Here is an 18,795-nt window from a genome sequence, read left to right as displayed (position 1 = left end):
CGGAAAGCGAGTGCCTGGAGTGGAAATCAACGTCTAAATTGTACAGGCCATAAAAATAGACAAACTCGATTTTCATCGAGTTTGTCTACAGTCTGAGACCACAATAAGTGGTCTCTCTTTTATTTGTTCAAAAATCAACATTTATCTAGCCCGAACTTAATCGGGGAAGGATTTTTTTTTGCCTTACGCAAGAATGTTTGTTCGTATATAATGATTAAAAAGGAGATTTTTGTTGGAGGAGGTCAAGATGTAGATTTTCCGCAAAATGGTCCTACTAGCTCGGGTGGTATTGTACGGGCTACTGTCGATTCATTTACTTTGTCTGCAATTGGTATTTATCAGGTCTTTTTTCAGGTAAGTGTGAGCGAACCGGGCCAACTGATTTTAACCCTCAATGGTATTGATCTACCCTATACGGTAGTCGGTCGAGCCACCGGTACTTCTCAAATAGTAGGAGTGGCTCTAGTTCATACTTCAGTCATTAATTCAATACTGACTGTAAGAAATCCTGCTGGCAATTCCCCGGCACTGACCATCACTCCTCTTGCTGGAGGAACAAGACCTGTTTCAGCACACCTTGTCATTACACGACTTCAATAGATTGGGAGGAAAGGGGAGTAACCTGATTTATTTAGGAAATATTTTTTAGTTTAGTAGTTGAAGTGAAAAAGACCATTCTGCAACTAACTTATCGGTTGGGTAAATTGTAAAGGATGCACAAAAAAAGACCCAAATAATGAACTGCACCCCAATTGTTAGACAATATCTAACAATTGGAGGTGCAGTTTTTTTGACTAAATATACGATGGATGAAAAATTACATGCAGTTTTAGAGTACTTGGAAGGGAAAAAATCCTATAAATCCATTGCACAAGAAAGAAATGTAGGTTTATCCCCTCTGAAAGGATGGGTCGCTCGCTATCTTGAACATGGGATGGAAGGACTTGCTTCATCCTATACAAATTACACTCTGCCCTTTAAACTAGAGGTACTTACATATATGAACGAAAATAGGGCATCGATCAGCGAGACCGCTGTACACTATAACCTTCCTTCCGATTCTATACTTTGGAATTGGGCAAATCAGTTGAAGGAAGGAGGTATAGACGCCCTTAAACCAAAGAAAAAGGGGCGTCTATCCATGAAAAAAGAAACCAAGAAAACATCGCCAGCTAAAGGCTCTCAAGAAGCACTTCTTGCAGAATTAGAATACTTACGTGCAGAGAATGCCTATCTAAAAAAGTTGAATGCCTTAGTTCAAGAAAAGGAAGCCCTACAAAGAAAGAAAAAGCGACAGTAGTCCATGAACTAAGGAAACAATTTAATTTACATCTACTTCTATCCATTTCTAACATGGCACGGAGTACATACTATTATTGGGTAAACGCCTTCGGGCGTGAGGATAAATACACAGAAATTAAATCCCTTATCGAAGAGATTTTCCATACGCATAAAGGACGTTATGGGTATCGACGCATCACCCTAGAATTACGTAACCGAGGTGCTCACATCAATCATAAAACAGTTCTCCGATTGATGAATGAACTAGGATTGAAGTCTTTGGTTCGCATGAAGAAATACCGTTCTTACAAAGGGAAAATCGGTAAGATTGCACCCAACATTTTAGCACGTGATTTTAAGGCGGAAAAGTCCAATGAAAAGTGGGTAACAGACGTCACAGAATTCCATCTAGCTGGGGAGAAACTATATTTATCGGCCATTCTTGATCTGTTTAATGGAGAAATCATCGCCTTTAATATGGAATCTCGGCCTGTTTATCCACTCGTTTCTAAAATGCTGGATAAAGCTTTTGACCGCTTGGAATCGAAAGATTCACCCATTCTTCATTCAGATCAGGGCTGGCATTACCAAATGAAACAATACTCTCATAAATTGAAAAGACATAACATTACACAAATCATGTCCCGTAAGGGAAATTGTCTCGATAATGCGGTCATTGAAAACTTCTTTGGCCTATTAAAATCCGAGTTACTCTATCTTCAAGAATTTGAAAGCATGGTGCATTTCAAACAAGAGCTAGAAGAATATATCCATTACTACAATCATCAACGAATCAAGGTAAAATTAAAGGGGATGAGCCCAGTAGATTACCGGGTTCATGCCCTCAAGGCTGGCTAATTAAATAACGTGTCTAACTTTTTGGGTTCACTTCAATAAAGTGGTCTTTTTTTTGTGTGAAAACAACATTAATGATTATTTATATGTAAATTCTAACATGAATTTTTTTATTCACAGGATTCATCTGCTTTTTTTATCTCACCTTTATCCAGTATAATCCTCCCGTTTCAGTTTCGATGTAAAATGCAAATCCTTCCATACAGGTCTAACTTTCCTTAACTAATTCCGTAATGTCATTTTACTCGTTATAAAGAATAAATCCTAAGGTGAATCCTCAAACTCTATAGAAAGGAAAAAGTACTTGTGAGGTGATTAGAAGTGTGGTATACACGTACATAACCAAGTCCTTACTCGTTTTGAGTAGGACCTATTTTTTCTTGAAGCTCTGTAAATGTGATGTTGAATTTCTTGATAAACTAAAGAGGCAGGTTGCTTTAAGGCAGATTACAAATAAAGTCGTTTAAGAAGGCACTTGACAGCTACTATTGAAAAATTATACCTTAATTTTAGTCACTACATATATAGTTACTAAAATTAAGGTTCAGGAGGTGAGGTCTGGAATGAATAAAACCTTAGATAAATATCAACAGAATGCAAAAACAAAAATAGGAAGCAGTATATATCTATATGCTTCTATAGTTGCCGTGCTTTTATGGAGTACGTCGTTTGTTGCTACCAAAATAGCATATACTTCTTTTACACCACTTACACTAGGTGCAGCTCGTTTTGTTATTGCTGCTGTTATTTTAGGTATAATTCTTTTATGTAAAAAAGATAAAACAAAGCCACCTATTAAAGATATAGGGTTAATGTCTGTTAGTGGGGTTTTAGGTACTACTATTTACTTTGGTTTGGAAAACATAGGAGTTGAAATAACTACAGCATCTAATGCTGCTATTATTGTAGCATCTTATCCTGCTATAACAGCGCTAATAGAGTTTCTTTTTTATAGAATAAAAATCCCTTGGATAAAGGGCCTTGGAATAGCAATAGCCATGTTTGGTGTTTTCCAAATATCGTACAACCCTCAAAGTCAAGAAGGCGAACAACAACTAATTGGGAATATCATATTAATTGTTGCAGGTTTTGTTTTTGCTTTTTATAACTTTACAACCCGTAAAGTCGTAAAAAAATATTCCATGATTACTATTTCTTTTTATCAAACTGTAGCAGGAGCGATTACTTTTATTCCACTAGCTTTTATAGAGAAATCTAGTTGGAAGATACCAAGTATGGAATCCTTTCTAATGTTGCTATATTTAGGGATATTCTGTTCGGTTATAGCATTTTTATTATATAACTATGGATTACGCAAATTATCTTCTAGTTCTGCCGTTACCTTAATGAACCTCGTGCCTATTTTTGGTGTGCTATTTTCAGTAATCATTCTTCATGAAGTTGTGCGAATAAGTCAAGTTATTGGTGGAATAATTGTAATACTAGGTGTGGTTTTAAGTGTCAGAGAAACAAATCAAAGTCAGACTGGGAGCAATAGAAATTGAATTTCAAAAAGAAAATAGTTGTTATTCTTCTATAATCTACCTGCCTGGCCATGTTACCATCAAAATAATGCAGCCCAGAATGGTTCATTTACTAATAGTTTGTGAAATATTGCCTTTAAACTAAGGGTGCGTTAGTTCCATAAGGCAGATCAACAATAAGCTTTAACAAAGCATTTGTTTTAAAACTTAGACTTAACCTTCTTAACTATCTCAGGAATAGCAACTACTTCGCTATAAATCACCTGATCAATTAGACATACCGCATAACTGCTTTTATTTTTACTGGAGGTTACCAAATTCACCTTTTATTAAGGGTATGACTTTTAATCTATTAGTTCTAATTAAGCGGAATCGTGTGGTAAGCCTAGGGAGTTACATTGCTAACAAAGTTTTTTTAGACGTCTATCAAATGATAGGTGTTTTAATGTACCGTTTTCCATTATTTAAAAGAATCTAACGTGTAAACTTCTGGTTGGTTACGCGATCAGGTATTTATTTAGGGTGGTCGGTGAGGTAAAAGAATTCAAGGATCGGGTACAATAAGTTATTAGATGAAAAATGGCTGAGTTATGAATGCTATTACGTAGGTGGGAAGTTTGAGTTATAATACGTTATTATAGGATAGTAAGAGAGCTTCTTGATTGAAATACAAAAAAAGGATGGGTGAATAAGAATGGCAATAGTTGATGTAACGGTTATTCCTGTCGATACACAAACTCCAAGTGTGAGCAGTTATGTGGCAGATATACAAAGAGTATTAAAGCAATATGAAAATAAGGGAGAAATTCGATTTCAACTGACTCCCATGAATACGATCATTGAAGGCGACCTGCCAAAGTTATTTGAAGTGATTCAAGCGATGCACGAAGTACCTTTTGAAAAAGGACTTGCTAGAGTTTGTACGAATATCCGAATCGATGACCGTCGTGATAAAGAACGCAAGATGGAAGACAAAGTAAAGAGAGTGGAGGGCATGCTTGAGGAATAAAAGCTGCTGTAAGTATTGGGGATAACAGTTACAGGTTATGAACAAAGCACTTAGGATAAGGCTTTAAAGGACTAAAGGAACTGGGAACTGAAAGAAAGAGTCTCAAACCTCTCCTGTTAGCATTTTACATAAAAAAGCGGTGGAAGTTTAATCCCTAAACTTCCACCGCTTATTTCGTTTTTTTGAATGTCTACCATGTTGATATTCCTTGAACCTTGCGGGAAGAACCGTCCTTAATTGCTGTTGCGGTTAGTGTACCCTTATATAAATATATTCCATTTCCAGTGTAAACCATAATATTACTCCATTTGAAAATTAGATAGAAATGTTATCAACCTTGTTCCTATATCAAATGAAGTCTCCATACCGCCTTGATTTTCTAAACCTATAAACGTTCTCCGAATAGTTCTATTTCTTCATTTGGGTGAAAGAGAGTAAATCCTTTTGAACAAAACACGAACCTTCTATTTACCTCGAACCCTGCTTTATTTAGTATTTCAAGTGTTGCATGGGAATCCGTTCCTGCGTACCCGCAACTACATCCGGAGAGGTGAAGTTCATTCCCCTTTTTGTCAATAAGGATGAGACCGCTATCGATTTCTTTTGACATTTTTGCTATTTTAAAACGGTCAAATTGATCGTTAACTGCCTCGAACAACGAAATGCTTTTATTGTTTACGCCACGGTCTTCACCGTGATTTTTTATGACTAAAACCTCTCGCTCATATGATTTCTTGTATAGATGGTACTTTTGGTAAGTGATGTTTTTCATTTTACATATAATGGGCGTAATATGCTGTTTTCCATTTGTAGATCGATTAAACATTGCACCACTCCTAAACAGTTATTTCAATTAGTTTATTAGGAGAAAAAGAGAATAGTACAAAGAATTTATCGGATATAAATGTAAACCAGTAAAGCTAGGTATAGTGAATGGTTGTAAGATTGGATCGCCTGCACTAATTCGGACAGAAACATGAATAAGTCATTCTGCTTTATAGATGTAAGTCGGAAATCCATATCTTCGGTTTTAAGCGAAAAGTGCTAGAATTGTTCGATTTATTTATAAAATGTATGGTGAATATATTGGTGCCATATAAAAAGCGGGTAGCTAAAAGCTTGATCACTCGGTTGATATTCAGAAATTTCAAAAAAATATATTGACTTATATCAACTATGTCATTTACATTATATGTATATCAAGTCTACCAATTAATAGAAATGAGGTGAACGGTCAATTAAAGGTTCTACCATGCGTTTCGCTTGTCATTGAAAGCGCTTCATAAGTAATCGTTTTCGGGATTTTTTATACAGATAGAGGATGGGAGAGGTACTCATGAAAGTGAAAAAGTATAAAAAGGTGGCAGCTTATTCATTACTTGCAAGCTCTCTTTTGTTAAGTTCAGCGTGTTCGAATGAAAGCGCTTCCTCGGATGGTAAGGGTGAAAGCAAAGATGAAATTAGTATTACATACCGTTCTGGAGGAGGCACCAATAAAGGTTTGACTGATTGGCTGGAGAAGGAAGTCATTCCGGAATTCAAAAAAGATCATCCGGGTTCAACCATTAAGCTTGCTCCCTTAAATGTTTCAGAGGGGGATTATTTCGCCAAGATTGCCCTGATGCTGAAATCGAAAAATACCGCACCAGACCTTGTTGCGGAAGATACGTTCATGGTTAATTCTGATGCAAGTGCTGGGTATCTGGAGTCGCTTGATGATAAGGTGAAGGCTTGGGATGACTGGGGGAACTTCACGGAAAATGTGAAGAAGGGTGTCATCGCGCAAGATGGCAAAGTGTATGGAGTACCTTATAACACGGATTCGCGGGGAATTTGGTATAACAAAGATCTATTCGAAAAGGCAGGCCTGCCTGTCCCGTGGGAACCGGAAAGCTGGGAGGATATTCTTCAAGCTGCCAAAACAATTAAAAAAAAATCACCCTCTGATGTCATTCCAATTTGGATGAATTCCGGAAAAGCTACAGGGGAAGCGACATCGATGCAAACTTTTGAAATGCTCCTTTATGGTACGAAAACACCTCTATATGATTTAGACGAAAAGAAATGGATCGTGAAAAGCGAAGGACTTGTTGATTCGTTCAAGTTCATTGATACCGTGTACGAAGAAAAGCTCGGCCCAAATCTTTCACAGGTGTTAAATGGACAGGGAGGCAGTATCGCCTATCAACAATTAATGCCGAAAGGTAAGCTCGCCATGGGGATTGACGGATTTTGGCAATCGGGTACATGGGGAGAAAACGGTGCTGCTCCTTGGGCAGAAGCGGTTGATACTTTAGGGTTCGCGCCAATGCCAACAGAAAATGGTGATGGTGCAGGCACTGTTACGATGTCTGGAGGTTGGGCCTTCTCCATTCCGAAAAATTCAGGCAGTAAGGATTTGGCATGGGAATTCATTAAATTCGCATCCAGCAAAGAAAAGAATCTCTCACTACAATTAAAAGACCGCAATTTAACCCCGCGAGATGATGTAGCACAAGATCCGGATTATCAAAAGATCCCGATGTTCGATGAAGCAACCGCACTGTTAAAAAATGCTCAGTTTCGTCCTGCTGTCGATAAGTACCCAAATGTCTCAACCCAAATTCAATCTCTTGTTGAGGATGTCGTAACGAACAAGCTTACTCCAGAACAGGCAGCAGCTCAGTATCAAAAAAATGTAACGGGCATTGTAGGTAAAGAAAACGTGATGGAAAAATAAAGAAAATCATGGGTTCCTCCCTGTCCAAGCAGGGAGGAACCATGATTTATATGTACAGGAATGGGGTGTGGAATGAATACTAATCCGGTTGAGTCACATGGAATTCGAATCAAGGAGGAACGGAAAAAAGATTATACATTATTACGTTCCATTCTGTTTTTACTGCCAACATGGATCATATTGCTTATCTTTTTTGTCGGCCCTATTTTATTAACGTTCTACTTTGCTTTCACGAATCTCTCGTTAACCGGAACGGAAGCGCAAAGCCTGGAGTTCACTGGATTCCAAAATTTTCTCACGATGTTCCAGGATCCGAATTTTCGTATCAGCATGGTAAACACGATCGTATTCCTTTTATTCTCAGCCGTAATCGGCCAGCAGGTTCTTGGGTTTATCCTGGCTCTGCTAATGAAGGAGAAGAACACTTCCTTTAGGAGGATCATCGGCATCATCGTCATAGCCGGCTGGGTTACTCCAGAAATTGTCGTTGCATTTTGCTGGGTGGCTTTTTTAAGTGATAACGGAACGTTAAATATGATTCTGGGGAATATGGGGATGAAACCTGTGACCTGGTTGTATAGCTTCCCGATGATCAGTGTAATCATCGCAAATATCTGGCATGGAACAGCATTTTCGATGCTGGTATACCAGGCTGCATTGGACGATGTTCCAAAAAGCGTGGAAGAAGCAGCCGTTATAGATGGTGCGTCACGTTTCCAAATGTTACGGAAAATTGTCCTGCCCATGATGAAAGGGTCCATCGTCACCAATATGATCCTCGTCACCTTACAAACATTGGGCGTCTTCACGTTGATATTTGCCATGACAGGCGGAGGTCCGGGAGCATCGACGCAGACCCTTCCGATATTCATGTATAACCAGGCATTTGTTAACTATCAACTTGGATACGGAACAGCCATTTCCCTCATATTACTTTTGATAGGGATTATTTCAAGCACGATTTATATCAGGTATATGAAGGTCGAAATATAGGGGGTGAGTTGAGTGAATCGTTTCAAACTCGAGAAAATCGTTCCATATGTCATTTTAACTTTGATAGGGATATTGTTTCTATTACCCCTTTTGTGGGTGTTGGTAGCTTCTGTTGATCCAAATGCGCAACAGGCCTTAAAGACCCCGGATAGCCTGACAACATCGAATTTTACAACCATATTAAAAGATGGTGCCATTCTTCGTTCCTTTGCGATTGGATTATTCCTTTCTTTAGGTCAGGCAGTGCTTGTGGTCTTGTTTGCAGGGCTGGCAGCCTATCCGCTTTCCCGGTATGCTTTGAAATTCAAAAAACCGTTCATGTATACCATCTTATTCATGACATCTTTGCCAATCACAGCTGTAATGGTCCCTGTCTACCAACTATTCGTCTATATCGATTTGCAGGATTCGCTCATCGGAACTGTCTTGTTCCTGACGGCTTCCGGTTTGCCGTATGCGATCTGGATGATGAAGAACTTCATGGATGCCGTCCCGCTTGAATTGGAGGAATCGGCTTGGATTGACGGGGCATCCGTATGGGCAGGGTTACGGAGGGTCGTGGCCCCATTAATGATTCCTGGCATATGCACGATTGCCATTTTTACGTTTTCAGGAAGCTGGGGTAACTTTTTCGTACCTTACATCTTGATCCAGACTCCGGAAAAATTTCCTGCCTCGGTAACGATATTCCAGTTTTTCGGCAATTACGGTATGGTTGAATATGGGAAACTTGCAGCTTTTTCATTGATCTATACAATGCCCGCTGTCGTCCTTTACATCTTTTCACAGCGTTTTATGTCCCAAGGCTTCAGCCTTGGCGGTGCAACGAAAGGTTAAAAATCTCGAGGGAAAAGGAGTGTTTCATTGAATGTTTTGGAATATAGAGAAGTTAGAAAAGCGGATACAGGAATTACAGCCGTATCGATATCAGGCTGTCAAGCCAGTCGTGTCGTTTGAAGCACAGATTGACGAAGAGGGAGCGATTGCACAGGGGCCACCTGAAGGAGGCTCATGGGAAACAATGAATGTACGGGATAGATGGGAAGGACGTGACAAATACATATGGCTTAAGGCAGCTGTACCCATTCCATCCAACTGGGACAAACAAAGAATTGTCGGTGTGTTTGATTTTGGAAATACCGGAGGCGGTGGCAATTCCGGGTTTGAGTCGCTTTTGTACTTGAACGGCCAACCGTATCAAGGGGTTGATATGAACCATCAGGAAGTGTTTTTGGATGGGGAACTTGCCGGAAGCACCGTCGACTTTTGTTTCAGGCTCTGGTCCGGACTTGAAGGCGGAGGGGTGCAGACGATCCAGGAGCATCAGTTGAAGGTCGCTTATGTTGCGTGTCTGGACGAACGCGCCGACGATTTATACTATACCGCAAGAGCAGCATTGGATACGATAAAATATCTTGAAGAAAACCAGCCTGAAAGACAAACTCTATTGAAGGGTTTGGACAGGGCGTTCCTGCTGATCGACTGGTCAAATCCCGGTTCAGGAAGCTTTTATGACTCGGTTTATCAAGCGCAAGCCGTCTTAAATGCGGAAATTGAAAAGATCCCAAAAAATTATCCCGTTACCGTCACTTCCATCGGCCATACCCACATTGATGTCGCATGGCTTTGGCGCCTAAAGCATACTCGTGAGAAAGCGGCAAGGTCATTTTCAACTGTGTTGCGTTTAATGGAACAATACCCAGATTACACCTTTTTGCAGACACAGCCGCAATTATATGAATATATTAAAAATGATTACCCGCAAATCTATGAGCAAATCGAAAAAAGGGTCCAGGAAGGGCGTTGGGAAACGGAAGGTGGAATGTGGCTGGAAGCGGATTGCAACCTGACAAGTGGTGAATCGCTTGTCCGCCAGCTGCTACTCGGGACAAAATTCTTTCAAGAGAATTTTGGGAAGGAATGTGAATATCTATGGCTGCCGGATGTCTTCGGATACAGCTGGGCACTGCCGCAAATATTGGTTAAATCAGGAATCAAGACCTTCATGACCACTAAAATCAGTTGGAGCCAGTTCAATAAAATGCCTCATGACACCTTCAAGTGGCGGGGAATCGACGGAACGGAAATTTTAACCCATTTCGTCACGACCCCGGAAGACGAATACTGGTTCTACACCTATAACGGCCGCCTCACTCCGCGCACGGTGAAAGGGATTTGGGAGGCTTATCGGGATAAAGCCGTCAATCAGGAATTATTGCTTTCCTATGGATACGGGGACGGCGGCGGCGGTGTTAATCGGGAGATGCTTGAGATGCGCAGGCGCTTGGATAAAATGCCAGGTTTGCCGGCAGTGAAAACGGGAAGGGCCGATGAGTTTTTCTATCGCCTTCATGAGACGATAGATAATACGGATCAGTATGTCCATACATGGGACGGAGAGCTGTACCTGGAATACCACCGTGGAACGTATACGAGCCAAGCTTATAATAAAAGGATGAACCGCAAGATGGAATTGCTCCTACGGGAAACGGAATGGCTTCACTCCTTGAACAGTGTGCTTGAAGGAACATGGTCTTCTTATCCGTCAGAAGATCTGGAGGAAAGCTGGAAGATCGTGCTGCGCAATCAGTTCCATGACATCATCCCTGGATCTTCCATCCGGGAAGTCTATGAAGATAGTAAACTGGAATATGCAGAGGCACATCAATTGGCGGCTAATGCCTGGAACCATGCTTCCCGTTCGCTGGCAAAAGGGAGTGATCAGCAATTATTTACCATTTTCAATTCCTCTTCATGGATCCGAAATGATATCATTACTATTAAGACCGATTTTCATGCAGAAGGTGTCTGGACCGATGAGACAGGTGAAATTCTCGATTCCCAAAACACAGCAGATGGTGAATGGCTCGTAAACGTTGAAAAAGTGCCTTCACTAGGCAAGAGCACGATCCGTTACGAGAAAGCGGAAAATATATCGAAATCGGCATTTGATGTGTCGACTAATCACATTTCGACTCCTTACTATGAGATAAGCTGGAATGAAAATGGGCAGCTAACGAGAGTTTTTGATCGAAAGCACCAGCGAGATGTTTTAGCACCGAATTCTCTTGCGAATGTACTCCAGGTATTTGAGGACAAGCCCATGCAGTATGACGCCTGGGATATCGATATTTTTTACCAAGAAAAGATGAAAGAGGTAAGCAATTTAATAGGAAGCCAAGTAGTCGAAAACGGACCCATACGTTGCGTAATCGAGTTTGAATGGGGTTTTGGAAAGTCAACGATTACACAAAAGATGATAACGTATGCCAAGAACCCGCGCATCGATTTTAAAACGAACATCGACTGGCGTGAAAAGGATCAGTTGTTAAAAACAGCATTCCCTGTAGACATCCGTGCTACGGAGGCTACTTATGACATCCAGTATGGAAATGTCAAGCGGCCCACTCATTGGAACACAAGTTGGGATTACGCTCGGTTCGAAACTGTCGCACATCAGTGGGCTGACCTATCGGAAAGTGGCTATGGCATAAGCATCCTGAATGATTGCAAATACGGACATGACATTAAGGACAATGTGATGAGGCTGACCTTGTTAAAATCGGCCACATACCCAGATACCGAAGCTGATCAGGGAGAGCATCTATTCACCTATTCGTTGCTACCGCATAAAGGGAGCTGGTATGAAGGGGGAACGGTCCAGGAAGCGTGGGCACTGAATAACCCGCTCTCATACATGGAGGGACAATCCCAAAAATTGTCCATGTTTTCGCTTAATGCTGAGAATGTAATGATCGATGCCGTGAAAAAAGGGGAAAATATTGATGAAGTAGTTATCCGCCTGCATGAGTTTGCAGGAGCAAGAGGAGTTGTGGAGGTAAGAAGTGAATTAGATATCATTTCATGGCAGGAATGCAACCTAATGGAAAAAAGTATAGAGGATAAGCGGGAAGATCAGACACTGGCCTTTGACATTAAACCGTATGAGATTAAGACATTCGTAGTCCAACTGAAAAGTTAACCACATGCCAATTAGGGGATTTTCCCCTTATTGGCTATGAATATATCGTTTGGGGTGGTTACAATAACAGCTTTATATGAGAAAGTATATCAATCATTGAAGAAAGATATCAAAGAGGGGAAATATAAGCCGGGCGATCGCATCCCTTCCGAGAAAGAACTCTCGGACATCTTCGAGATCAGCCGGATTACAAGCAAGAGGGCCTTGGGCAAATTGGTAGAGGATGGGGTTGTCTACCGCACACAAGGGAAGGGTACTTTCGTTTCTGAAGCGGGCAGTAATAAAACCAATTTGGCTCACGTTCGAAAACCCTTGTTCGGTCTCATCATGACAACCTTTGATGACAGCCATAGTTTTAGGCTCATTTCAGGCATAGAATCAGCTTCGGATGAGAAATGCATGGTCATTTTAAAACAGACCTTCGGCTCGGCTGAAAAAGAGGAAAATATAATCAAGGAGTTGCTTGATTTCGGCGTTGATGGACTGATCATCTATCCTGCCCAGGCTGAGCACTACAGTTCGGAAATCCTCAAAATGGTCGTGGACCAATTTCCGCTCGTCCTAATCGACCGTTCGTTCAAAGGGGTTGCCGCAACTGCCATATCGACTGATAACGTACAGGCTGCCAAACTCGGCATGGAACATCTTTTTGATTTAGGTCATGAACACATCGGTGTCTTATCTCCAACAACAATCGCGACGACGACGATTGAAGATCGATTCGCTGGGATCGTCCAGGCCTTTTCTGAACGGAATGTTCGGGTTAATCGTGAATTATGGTTTACCGAAATAAAGAGTACACTTCCCACCCCTGAAGCAACCTGTGAACAAGACATTGAATTGATCAAAACCTACCTTAAGGCACATACCGATATCACTGCCCTGTTTACGATCGAATATAACATTGCGAAGCTTGCACAAAAAGCTATTGAACAAATGGGCCTTCGCATACCTGAAGATATCTCGATCCTATGCTTCGATGAGCCGGAAAATAATTGGGACAGTTTGACTTTCACACACCTGCAACAGAAAGCAAAAACGATTGGTGAAACGGCGGTCAGAAGGTTATTGGAAATGATAAACGGGGACTGTTCCATTGAAAAGGTGGAATTCCCGGCATGTTTGGTCAAAGGGAATTCCACATGTCAGTCAGTGAAGAAACATCCACTGTCCAAATGATGGAGGGTTCTTTTATTCAGTCCCAATTGCTGGATCATTGTTCGCCATTGCAGTTTAGTGAAAAGGTCGTCAAATAATAAATGATTCCTGCAAGGATTCAGGCTGGATGATAAGTGCACGAATTGTTCATGATCATGAAAGAAAAATCTTGGTTAACCATACAAAGCACTTAGCACTCATACACTCCGTCAGCTGAACGACGGGGGGATTTTGCTTAAAGTATTTCAACCCATAGAGGAGGCATAATCATGGTTTATGTAGCAGATCAAAGCAGGTACGAAACGATGAAGTACAATAGAAGCGGACAGTCAGGCCTAAAGCTTCCAGCCATTTCGTTGGGGTTATGGCATAATTTTGGAGGGGTGGATATTGAGGAGAATGGCCGCGCCATGCTGAGGAGGGCATTTGATTTAGGGATTACCCACTTCGACCTTGCCAATAATTATGGACCTCCTGCAGGCTCGGCAGAAGATTTGTTCGGCCGGATATTAAAACAGGATTTTGCCCCATACAGAGATGAAATGATCATTTCCACGAAAGCGGGTTATCATATGTGGCCCGGCCCATATGGGGATTGGGGCTCCAAAAAATATTTGGTTTCAAGTCTCGACCAGAGCTTGAAACGCCTGGGACTTGATTATGTGGATATATTCTATTCACACCGTCCTGATCCAAACACACCACTTGAAGAGACGATGGGGGCTCTTGACCTTGTCGTCCGGCAGGGAAAAGCGTTATATGTAGGCATTTCCAATTATACTGCTGAACAAACGGCACAAGCGGTAGAAATCTTAAATGATCTAGGTACGCCTCTCCTCATTCATCAACCAAAATACTCCATGTTCAACCGGTGGATTGAAGATGGATTACAAAATGTTTTGCAGGAAAATGGGGTGGGATCCATAGCGTTCTGTCCATTAGCCCAAGGTCTGCTTACGAATAAATATCTTTCAGGTGTTCCGGTTGATTCAAGGGCAAGTAAGTCAACGGGAGCATTAAAGGAAAATGAAGTCACGCAAGAAGCGGTGAACCGTGTACGGAAATTGAAGGAAATCGCAGATGAGCGAGGCCAATCTTTGCCTCAATTGGCCCTGGCCTGGGTACTTCGTGAAGGAAGAGTCACCTCTGCCCTGATCGGGGCAAGTAAAGTGAGCCAAATAGAAGAGAATGTCAAGGCGTTGAATCATCTTACATTCACAGATGATGAGTTAGCCAGAATTGAACAAATCCTTAACTTGAATATTGATTTGTACAATCCTATTGGAAAAGAATGAGTTTCAATGGCAGAAGAAGGGTATTGTCCAAATCTGGGAGAATCGAAACTAGGCTTCGAGGGGTACAGTGAATGGGCAACATGAAAAAAGCGCCGCTCGTTTTATATGGATGGTTAAGTATTCAGCTACACAAATTTTAAAAAAAGATAGTGTTTTGGCATGCTAAAGTAAGTGTCAATACAGAAAGCGTACAGAAACTTTGTAAGGTGAATAAGCAAAAAAGCGCGCCCAATAAATGTGAAACATTCACTGGGCGCGCTTTTTATTCTTGGCATCCTTACAGCAGAAATCCCCAATTATCAGGCTTGCAATACTTCAAATTAGAAGGCAGCTTTTAATACTGTAAAAACTTTAAAGCGTGTAGATATATGAGTTGTTCCATATACAAGGTGATTTCTCTACCTTTCTATAAGCGAAATTTTAAACTTATATAAATGAAAACGAAAATTAAAACTATCTGAAAGGGATGAAAATGTGGCGAAGAATAAAAAGAGAACGAAAGCCATGCAGATCGTTACAACGGCTGCTTTGTTGGGCAGTGGAAAATGGGGATGTTCCTATTCGAAGCATTACCAGGGCATTAAGGATTGAACGTCTTTCAGAATCACGTTTATCGCAGGAGAAACATTGAATTTTTGGAACTGGTATATGGAGGATTATATATATAATAATATCCATTCGTTCCTAATAAGTGGTGAAATAGCGTTTGATAGATTTTGCTTTACAATCCATAGGTGTGAAAACTTGTGTGTAGGATCGTTAAGAAAGGTTCATTAAATTCCTCACAAACTGTTCAATCAGAATGTGAGGAATTAAGGACCATATGAACGGAAAGGAGTTTTTGAGATTAGGATACTGAGGTGACTAGAAAGACTACCTATACTATTTAAAATAAATCGATAGTATATGCATCTATTTTTATGGGGTCATTTAATAGTTCCAATGGTTTTGTTTTCATTCCAAGTGCTTGACAGGCTTGGGGAATTAACTCAAGGATTTCATCATTAGCCATTTCATAATTAAACGTTGATTTTAATGAATGCTCCAATTCTATCGTACTGACTTTATTGAACTTTTCACCAACAATGATCATATCGTACTTTTTCATGACTTCTATCCAGGATTCTTTTGAATCGATTGTTAAAGCCGATTGTCTCAGTTCAATTAAAACCTCGATTAGTTTCTGTCGTTTGGCCATCATAACACCTCCTGATTGATAAGGTATATTATACCAAAACTCAACCTAAAAATCGGTATGAACATCCAAATAAGAATTTTTTCGCAAGGTTATGATGCTTATGTTGTGGATTGAAATCAATACAATTAAGGTGCAGTCAAGTTAATTAACTTTGTTATTTCCTGCGATTATCAAGAATTTATCGGAGAATCTCTTATTTAGAAGATATTATTCTCAATAGATGAAAAGGTAAGAAGAGGAGCGGATGGGGGAGGGAATAATGAAGTGCAAAAAAGACCACAAGGTGATCTCTTCGCCTAATTTTATTGGTTTTTCTCTTTATTAAAATCTAATATCCCTTTATTTAATTCGATATTATTTTTTACACTTTCTGAATTGTTTTCGTAATTAAACTTTTCTTTCTGAATGGAATTCGGATTGTCAGGACTTGGGGACATCCTTTCTAAAGCATCAGCAATTCTCGTAAGCTGTTCCAAAATTTTATCATTGGTCATACCCAGTTCCACCTTTTTCCTTTAATTATATATCAATCACATCATTAATTATACCCTACCCTTTAAATGGGAAATTGTCATAAAAGTTTCTTCCTTCAAAAAGCATCCCTCTTTTGGCGTAAATCTTCAATAAAAAACCCCTCTCAGTTTGTAGGGTGAAAAATGTGTCATTATGTAGCATTTGCAAGTGTCAATTTAGACAGCTTCATTAATCCGTTCCTGAAAATTTCGGATGCATTCAAGTAGTTGTTCTTATTCGTTAAGAATATTATTAAAAACAATATTTATTTATTGTAAATCGATAAATTTTGTATTAAAATCAATTTGACAATAAATTAGTGAGGTGTTTTTCATGAATCGAGTGTCAACACTCTTTTTGAAGATAGCTGTTTTTCTTATTGGGTTGCCGGTTCTTGCTTTGTGCATCTTTGTGGTTCCTGTAATAGCGAAGTTTGCCGTAGAATTATTTCCAAACATTCCTTATTTGAATGATCTTGTTTTTATTTATATGTATGTAACGGCGATCCCTTTTTATGGAGCCTTATATCAAGCGTTTAAGCTGTTAAGCTATATCGACAAGAACAAGGCATTCTCGGAATTATCAGTGGTGGCTTTAAAAAATATAAAATATTGTGCGATGGCAATCAGTATTTTGTATGTGATAGGTCTGCCATTTTTTTATTTCATGGCGGAGCTGGACGATGCTCCAGGTATCATAATAATTGGGTTGGTCATTATTTTTGCATCTATGGTGATTGCGGTCTTTGCTGCTGTACTTCAAAGGCTGTTAAAAAATGCCATTGAAATAAAATCAGAAAATGATTTAACGGTCTGAGGTGAATAACATGGCAATTATAATCAATATTGATGTGATGCTGGCTAAAAGGAAAATGAGCGTAACGGAACTTTCGGAGAGGGTCGGGATAACGATGGCTAACCTGTCAATCTTGAAAAACGGAAAGGCAAAGGCGATTCGATTATCAACCTTAGAGGCAATTTGCAAGGCTTTGGAATGTCAACCAGGAGATATTTTGGAATACCGAAATGAGGAAGAGATACAGTGAAGAAAAGGGGAGGTACTCATGCATGTAACCATAAAAAAAGCGGAGTCACGAATCATGGCAGCATCTAAACAGGTCGTTCGTTTCGGTTGGGAACAGGCCCTATCATGTTTATTTCCGGCCGTCATCTTTGCCTCCTTGGCTTTAACTAAATTCCTGCCGCTTCCCTTTTTGCCCCGGTATGACTGGCTGCTCATCATCTGCCTTCTCATGCAGTGGCTAATGGTGCGTTCCGGGCTTGAAACACGTGATGAACTAAAGGTCATCACGATGTTCCACCTTATTGGTCTGGCACTGGAGCTTTTCAAGGTACATATGGGCTCCTGGTCCTATCCAGAGGAAGGATATTTCAAAATCTTTGGTGTCCCTTTATATAGCGGTTTCATGTACGCAAGTGTAGCGAGTTATCTTTGCCAGGCCTGGAGAAGGCTGAAGGTTGAATTGGTAAAGTGGCCGCCGTTTTTGGTGGTTGTGCCTCTTGCGGCAGCAATTTATTTGAATTTCTTCGTTCACCATTTTTGGATGGACGTCCGTTGGTGGCTGTCTGGGCTTGTCATCATCGTCTTTTGGCAATCATGGGTCATGTATGAAATTAATGGTACCCGTTATCGTATGCCACTCGCGCTTTCTTTTGTGCTCATCGGATTTTTTATCTGGATAGCCGAAAATATCGCAACATTCTTTGAAGCGTGGGAATACCCCAACCAAACCGATGCGTGGAGTCTCGTTCATCTCGGCAAGGTGAGTTCTTGGCTTTTATTAGTGATTGTCAGTTTTCTTATAGTAGCGACGTTAAAGCAGGTTAAAGGAAAAACTGCCACTTCCACCAATGGCAGTTCCTTTTATAACGGTTAACCTCCCATTCGTACAAAAAGCAAGGCTGATGGAAGGTTATCGAGGTCTTATTAGCCAGTTGATTGATATCAAAGTAGATGAGCACCCATTAATCGGGTGCTCATTTCAGTTTGTAGACAAAAGGGGTTCGGAATTAAAAAATTCCGAACCCCTTTTGAAATTCCTTTGAAATTTTGATCAAAGGTTACGAGATTTGGGCTCTTCGAGCCACTATGTTAAGCCGTTTTAGGACCTTGCCATGTCCAAGTGGCCATCTTCTTTACATTCATGGCAGCGAAAGTAAGCATCGCCTGCATCGACAATTTTTTAAATCCCCTTAAAGTAGTCCAACGCATACCATGCTTTTCTTTTGCATCTGCGAATACACGCTCAATCGTTTCTTTGCGTTTCGCATATATAGGTTTTACCTCT

Annotated in this window: 17 protein-coding genes; 13 read left to right on the top strand and 4 right to left on the bottom strand. The window is 40.4% G+C overall.

All coding sequences use genetic code 11. From position 1 onward, the window contains the following. Window positions 1-123 precede the first annotated feature (123 nt). From AS888_RS11945 to AS888_RS11925, 4 genes are all read left to right on the top strand, one after another. Window positions 124-600, top strand: a complete 477-nt coding sequence (locus AS888_RS11945; RefSeq protein WP_260320190.1) for a hypothetical protein — start codon at window positions 124-126, stop codon at window positions 598-600. Window positions 601-790: 190 nt separating this feature from the next. Further along, window positions 791-2,139, top strand: a protein-coding gene (locus AS888_RS25060; protein WP_155645469.1) for an IS3 family transposase whose coding sequence is annotated in 2 segments (ribosomal slippage) — window positions 791-1,235 and window positions 1,235-2,139 — 1,350 coding nt in all. Because the reading frame shifts where the segments join, the coding sequence is not laid out codon by codon here. 560 nt (window positions 2,140-2,699) lie between these two features. After that, entirely contained in the window at window positions 2,700-3,641 is a 942-nt protein-coding gene (locus tag AS888_RS11930; RefSeq protein ID WP_061142377.1) for a DMT family transporter, read from the top strand. A 673-nt stretch (window positions 3,642-4,314) separates the two neighbouring features. Beyond that, entirely contained in the window at window positions 4,315-4,629 is a 315-nt protein-coding gene (locus tag AS888_RS11925) for an MTH1187 family thiamine-binding protein (RefSeq protein WP_061142376.1), read from the top strand. Window positions 4,630-5,014: 385 nt separating this feature from the next. Here the strand turns inward: AS888_RS11925 and AS888_RS11920 are convergent, their stop codons facing one another. Further along, window positions 5,015-5,455 carry a hypothetical protein gene (locus tag AS888_RS11920; RefSeq protein WP_061142375.1) on the bottom strand — a complete coding sequence of 147 codons (441 nt, stop codon included), beginning with the start codon at window positions 5,453-5,455 and terminating at the stop codon, window positions 5,015-5,017. Window positions 5,456-5,965: 510 nt separating this feature from the next. On the opposite strand from AS888_RS11920, the gene AS888_RS11915 reads away from it, so the two are divergent. The 6 genes from AS888_RS11915 to mgrA all read left to right on the top strand — a co-directional run bounded on the left by AS888_RS11915 (window position 5,966) and on the right by mgrA (window position 14,776). Continuing rightward, window positions 5,966-7,348 (top strand): ABC transporter substrate-binding protein, encoded by a 1,383-nt coding sequence (locus AS888_RS11915; protein WP_061142374.1) that lies wholly within the window; start codon window positions 5,966-5,968, stop codon window positions 7,346-7,348. 72 nt (window positions 7,349-7,420) lie between these two features. Continuing rightward, complete coding sequence (locus AS888_RS11910; RefSeq protein ID WP_081092414.1) at window positions 7,421-8,341, top strand: carbohydrate ABC transporter permease; 921 nt, start codon at window positions 7,421-7,423, stop codon at window positions 8,339-8,341. Window positions 8,342-8,353: 12 nt separating this feature from the next. Next, window positions 8,354-9,178, top strand: a complete 825-nt coding sequence (locus AS888_RS11905; RefSeq protein ID WP_061142373.1) for a carbohydrate ABC transporter permease — start codon at window positions 8,354-8,356, stop codon at window positions 9,176-9,178. 31 nt (window positions 9,179-9,209) lie between these two features. Then, window positions 9,210-12,323 carry an alpha-mannosidase gene (locus AS888_RS11900; protein ID WP_061142372.1) on the top strand — a complete coding sequence of 1,038 codons (3,114 nt, stop codon included), beginning with the start codon at window positions 9,210-9,212 and terminating at the stop codon, window positions 12,321-12,323. 36 nt (window positions 12,324-12,359) lie between these two features. Next, a complete protein-coding gene (locus AS888_RS11895) occupies window positions 12,360-13,502 on the top strand; it encodes a GntR family transcriptional regulator (protein WP_260320191.1) in 1,143 nt (380 codons plus the stop codon). Window positions 13,503-13,750: 248 nt separating this feature from the next. Further along, window positions 13,751-14,776, top strand: a complete 1,026-nt coding sequence (gene mgrA / locus AS888_RS11890; RefSeq protein WP_061142370.1) for an L-glyceraldehyde 3-phosphate reductase — start codon at window positions 13,751-13,753, stop codon at window positions 14,774-14,776. Window positions 14,777-15,662: 886 nt separating this feature from the next. Here the strand turns inward: mgrA and AS888_RS11885 are convergent. Both AS888_RS11885 and AS888_RS11880 read right to left on the bottom strand, forming a co-directional pair. After that, window positions 15,663-15,974, bottom strand: coding sequence for a hypothetical protein (locus tag AS888_RS11885; RefSeq protein ID WP_061142369.1), 312 nt, complete (start codon window positions 15,972-15,974; stop codon window positions 15,663-15,665). A 302-nt stretch (window positions 15,975-16,276) separates the two neighbouring features. Then, window positions 16,277-16,468 carry a hypothetical protein gene (locus AS888_RS11880; protein ID WP_061142368.1) on the bottom strand — a complete coding sequence of 64 codons (192 nt, stop codon included), beginning with the start codon at window positions 16,466-16,468 and terminating at the stop codon, window positions 16,277-16,279. Window positions 16,469-16,820: 352 nt separating this feature from the next. Between AS888_RS11880 and AS888_RS11875 the strand changes: the two genes are divergently transcribed. Genes AS888_RS11875 through AS888_RS11865 form a run of 3 tightly spaced genes read left to right on the top strand, consistent with a single transcriptional unit; the run spans window position 16,821 to window position 18,384 of the window. After that, window positions 16,821-17,303 carry a DUF2975 domain-containing protein gene (locus tag AS888_RS11875; protein ID WP_061142367.1) on the top strand — a complete coding sequence of 161 codons (483 nt, stop codon included), beginning with the start codon at window positions 16,821-16,823 and terminating at the stop codon, window positions 17,301-17,303. Between the two features lie 10 nt (window positions 17,304-17,313). Then, complete coding sequence (locus AS888_RS11870; protein ID WP_061142366.1) at window positions 17,314-17,532, top strand: helix-turn-helix domain-containing protein; 219 nt, start codon at window positions 17,314-17,316, stop codon at window positions 17,530-17,532. Window positions 17,533-17,586: 54 nt separating this feature from the next. Beyond that, window positions 17,587-18,384, top strand: coding sequence for a DUF817 domain-containing protein (locus AS888_RS11865; protein ID WP_081092416.1), 798 nt, complete (start codon window positions 17,587-17,589; stop codon window positions 18,382-18,384). 215 nt (window positions 18,385-18,599) lie between these two features. Here AS888_RS11865 and AS888_RS11860 read toward each other — a convergent pair. After that, window positions 18,600-18,795, bottom strand: a 196-nt coding sequence (locus tag AS888_RS11860) for a transposase (RefSeq protein WP_185113079.1), incomplete at its 5' end; no start/stop codon positions are given.

Source organism: Peribacillus simplex (assembly GCF_001542915.1).
GTDB lineage: Bacteria > Bacillota > Bacilli > Bacillales > DSM-1321 > Peribacillus > Peribacillus simplex_B.
Note: the sequence above shows the minus strand (reverse complement) of the source record. Positions and strands in the feature narration are given on the sequence as shown.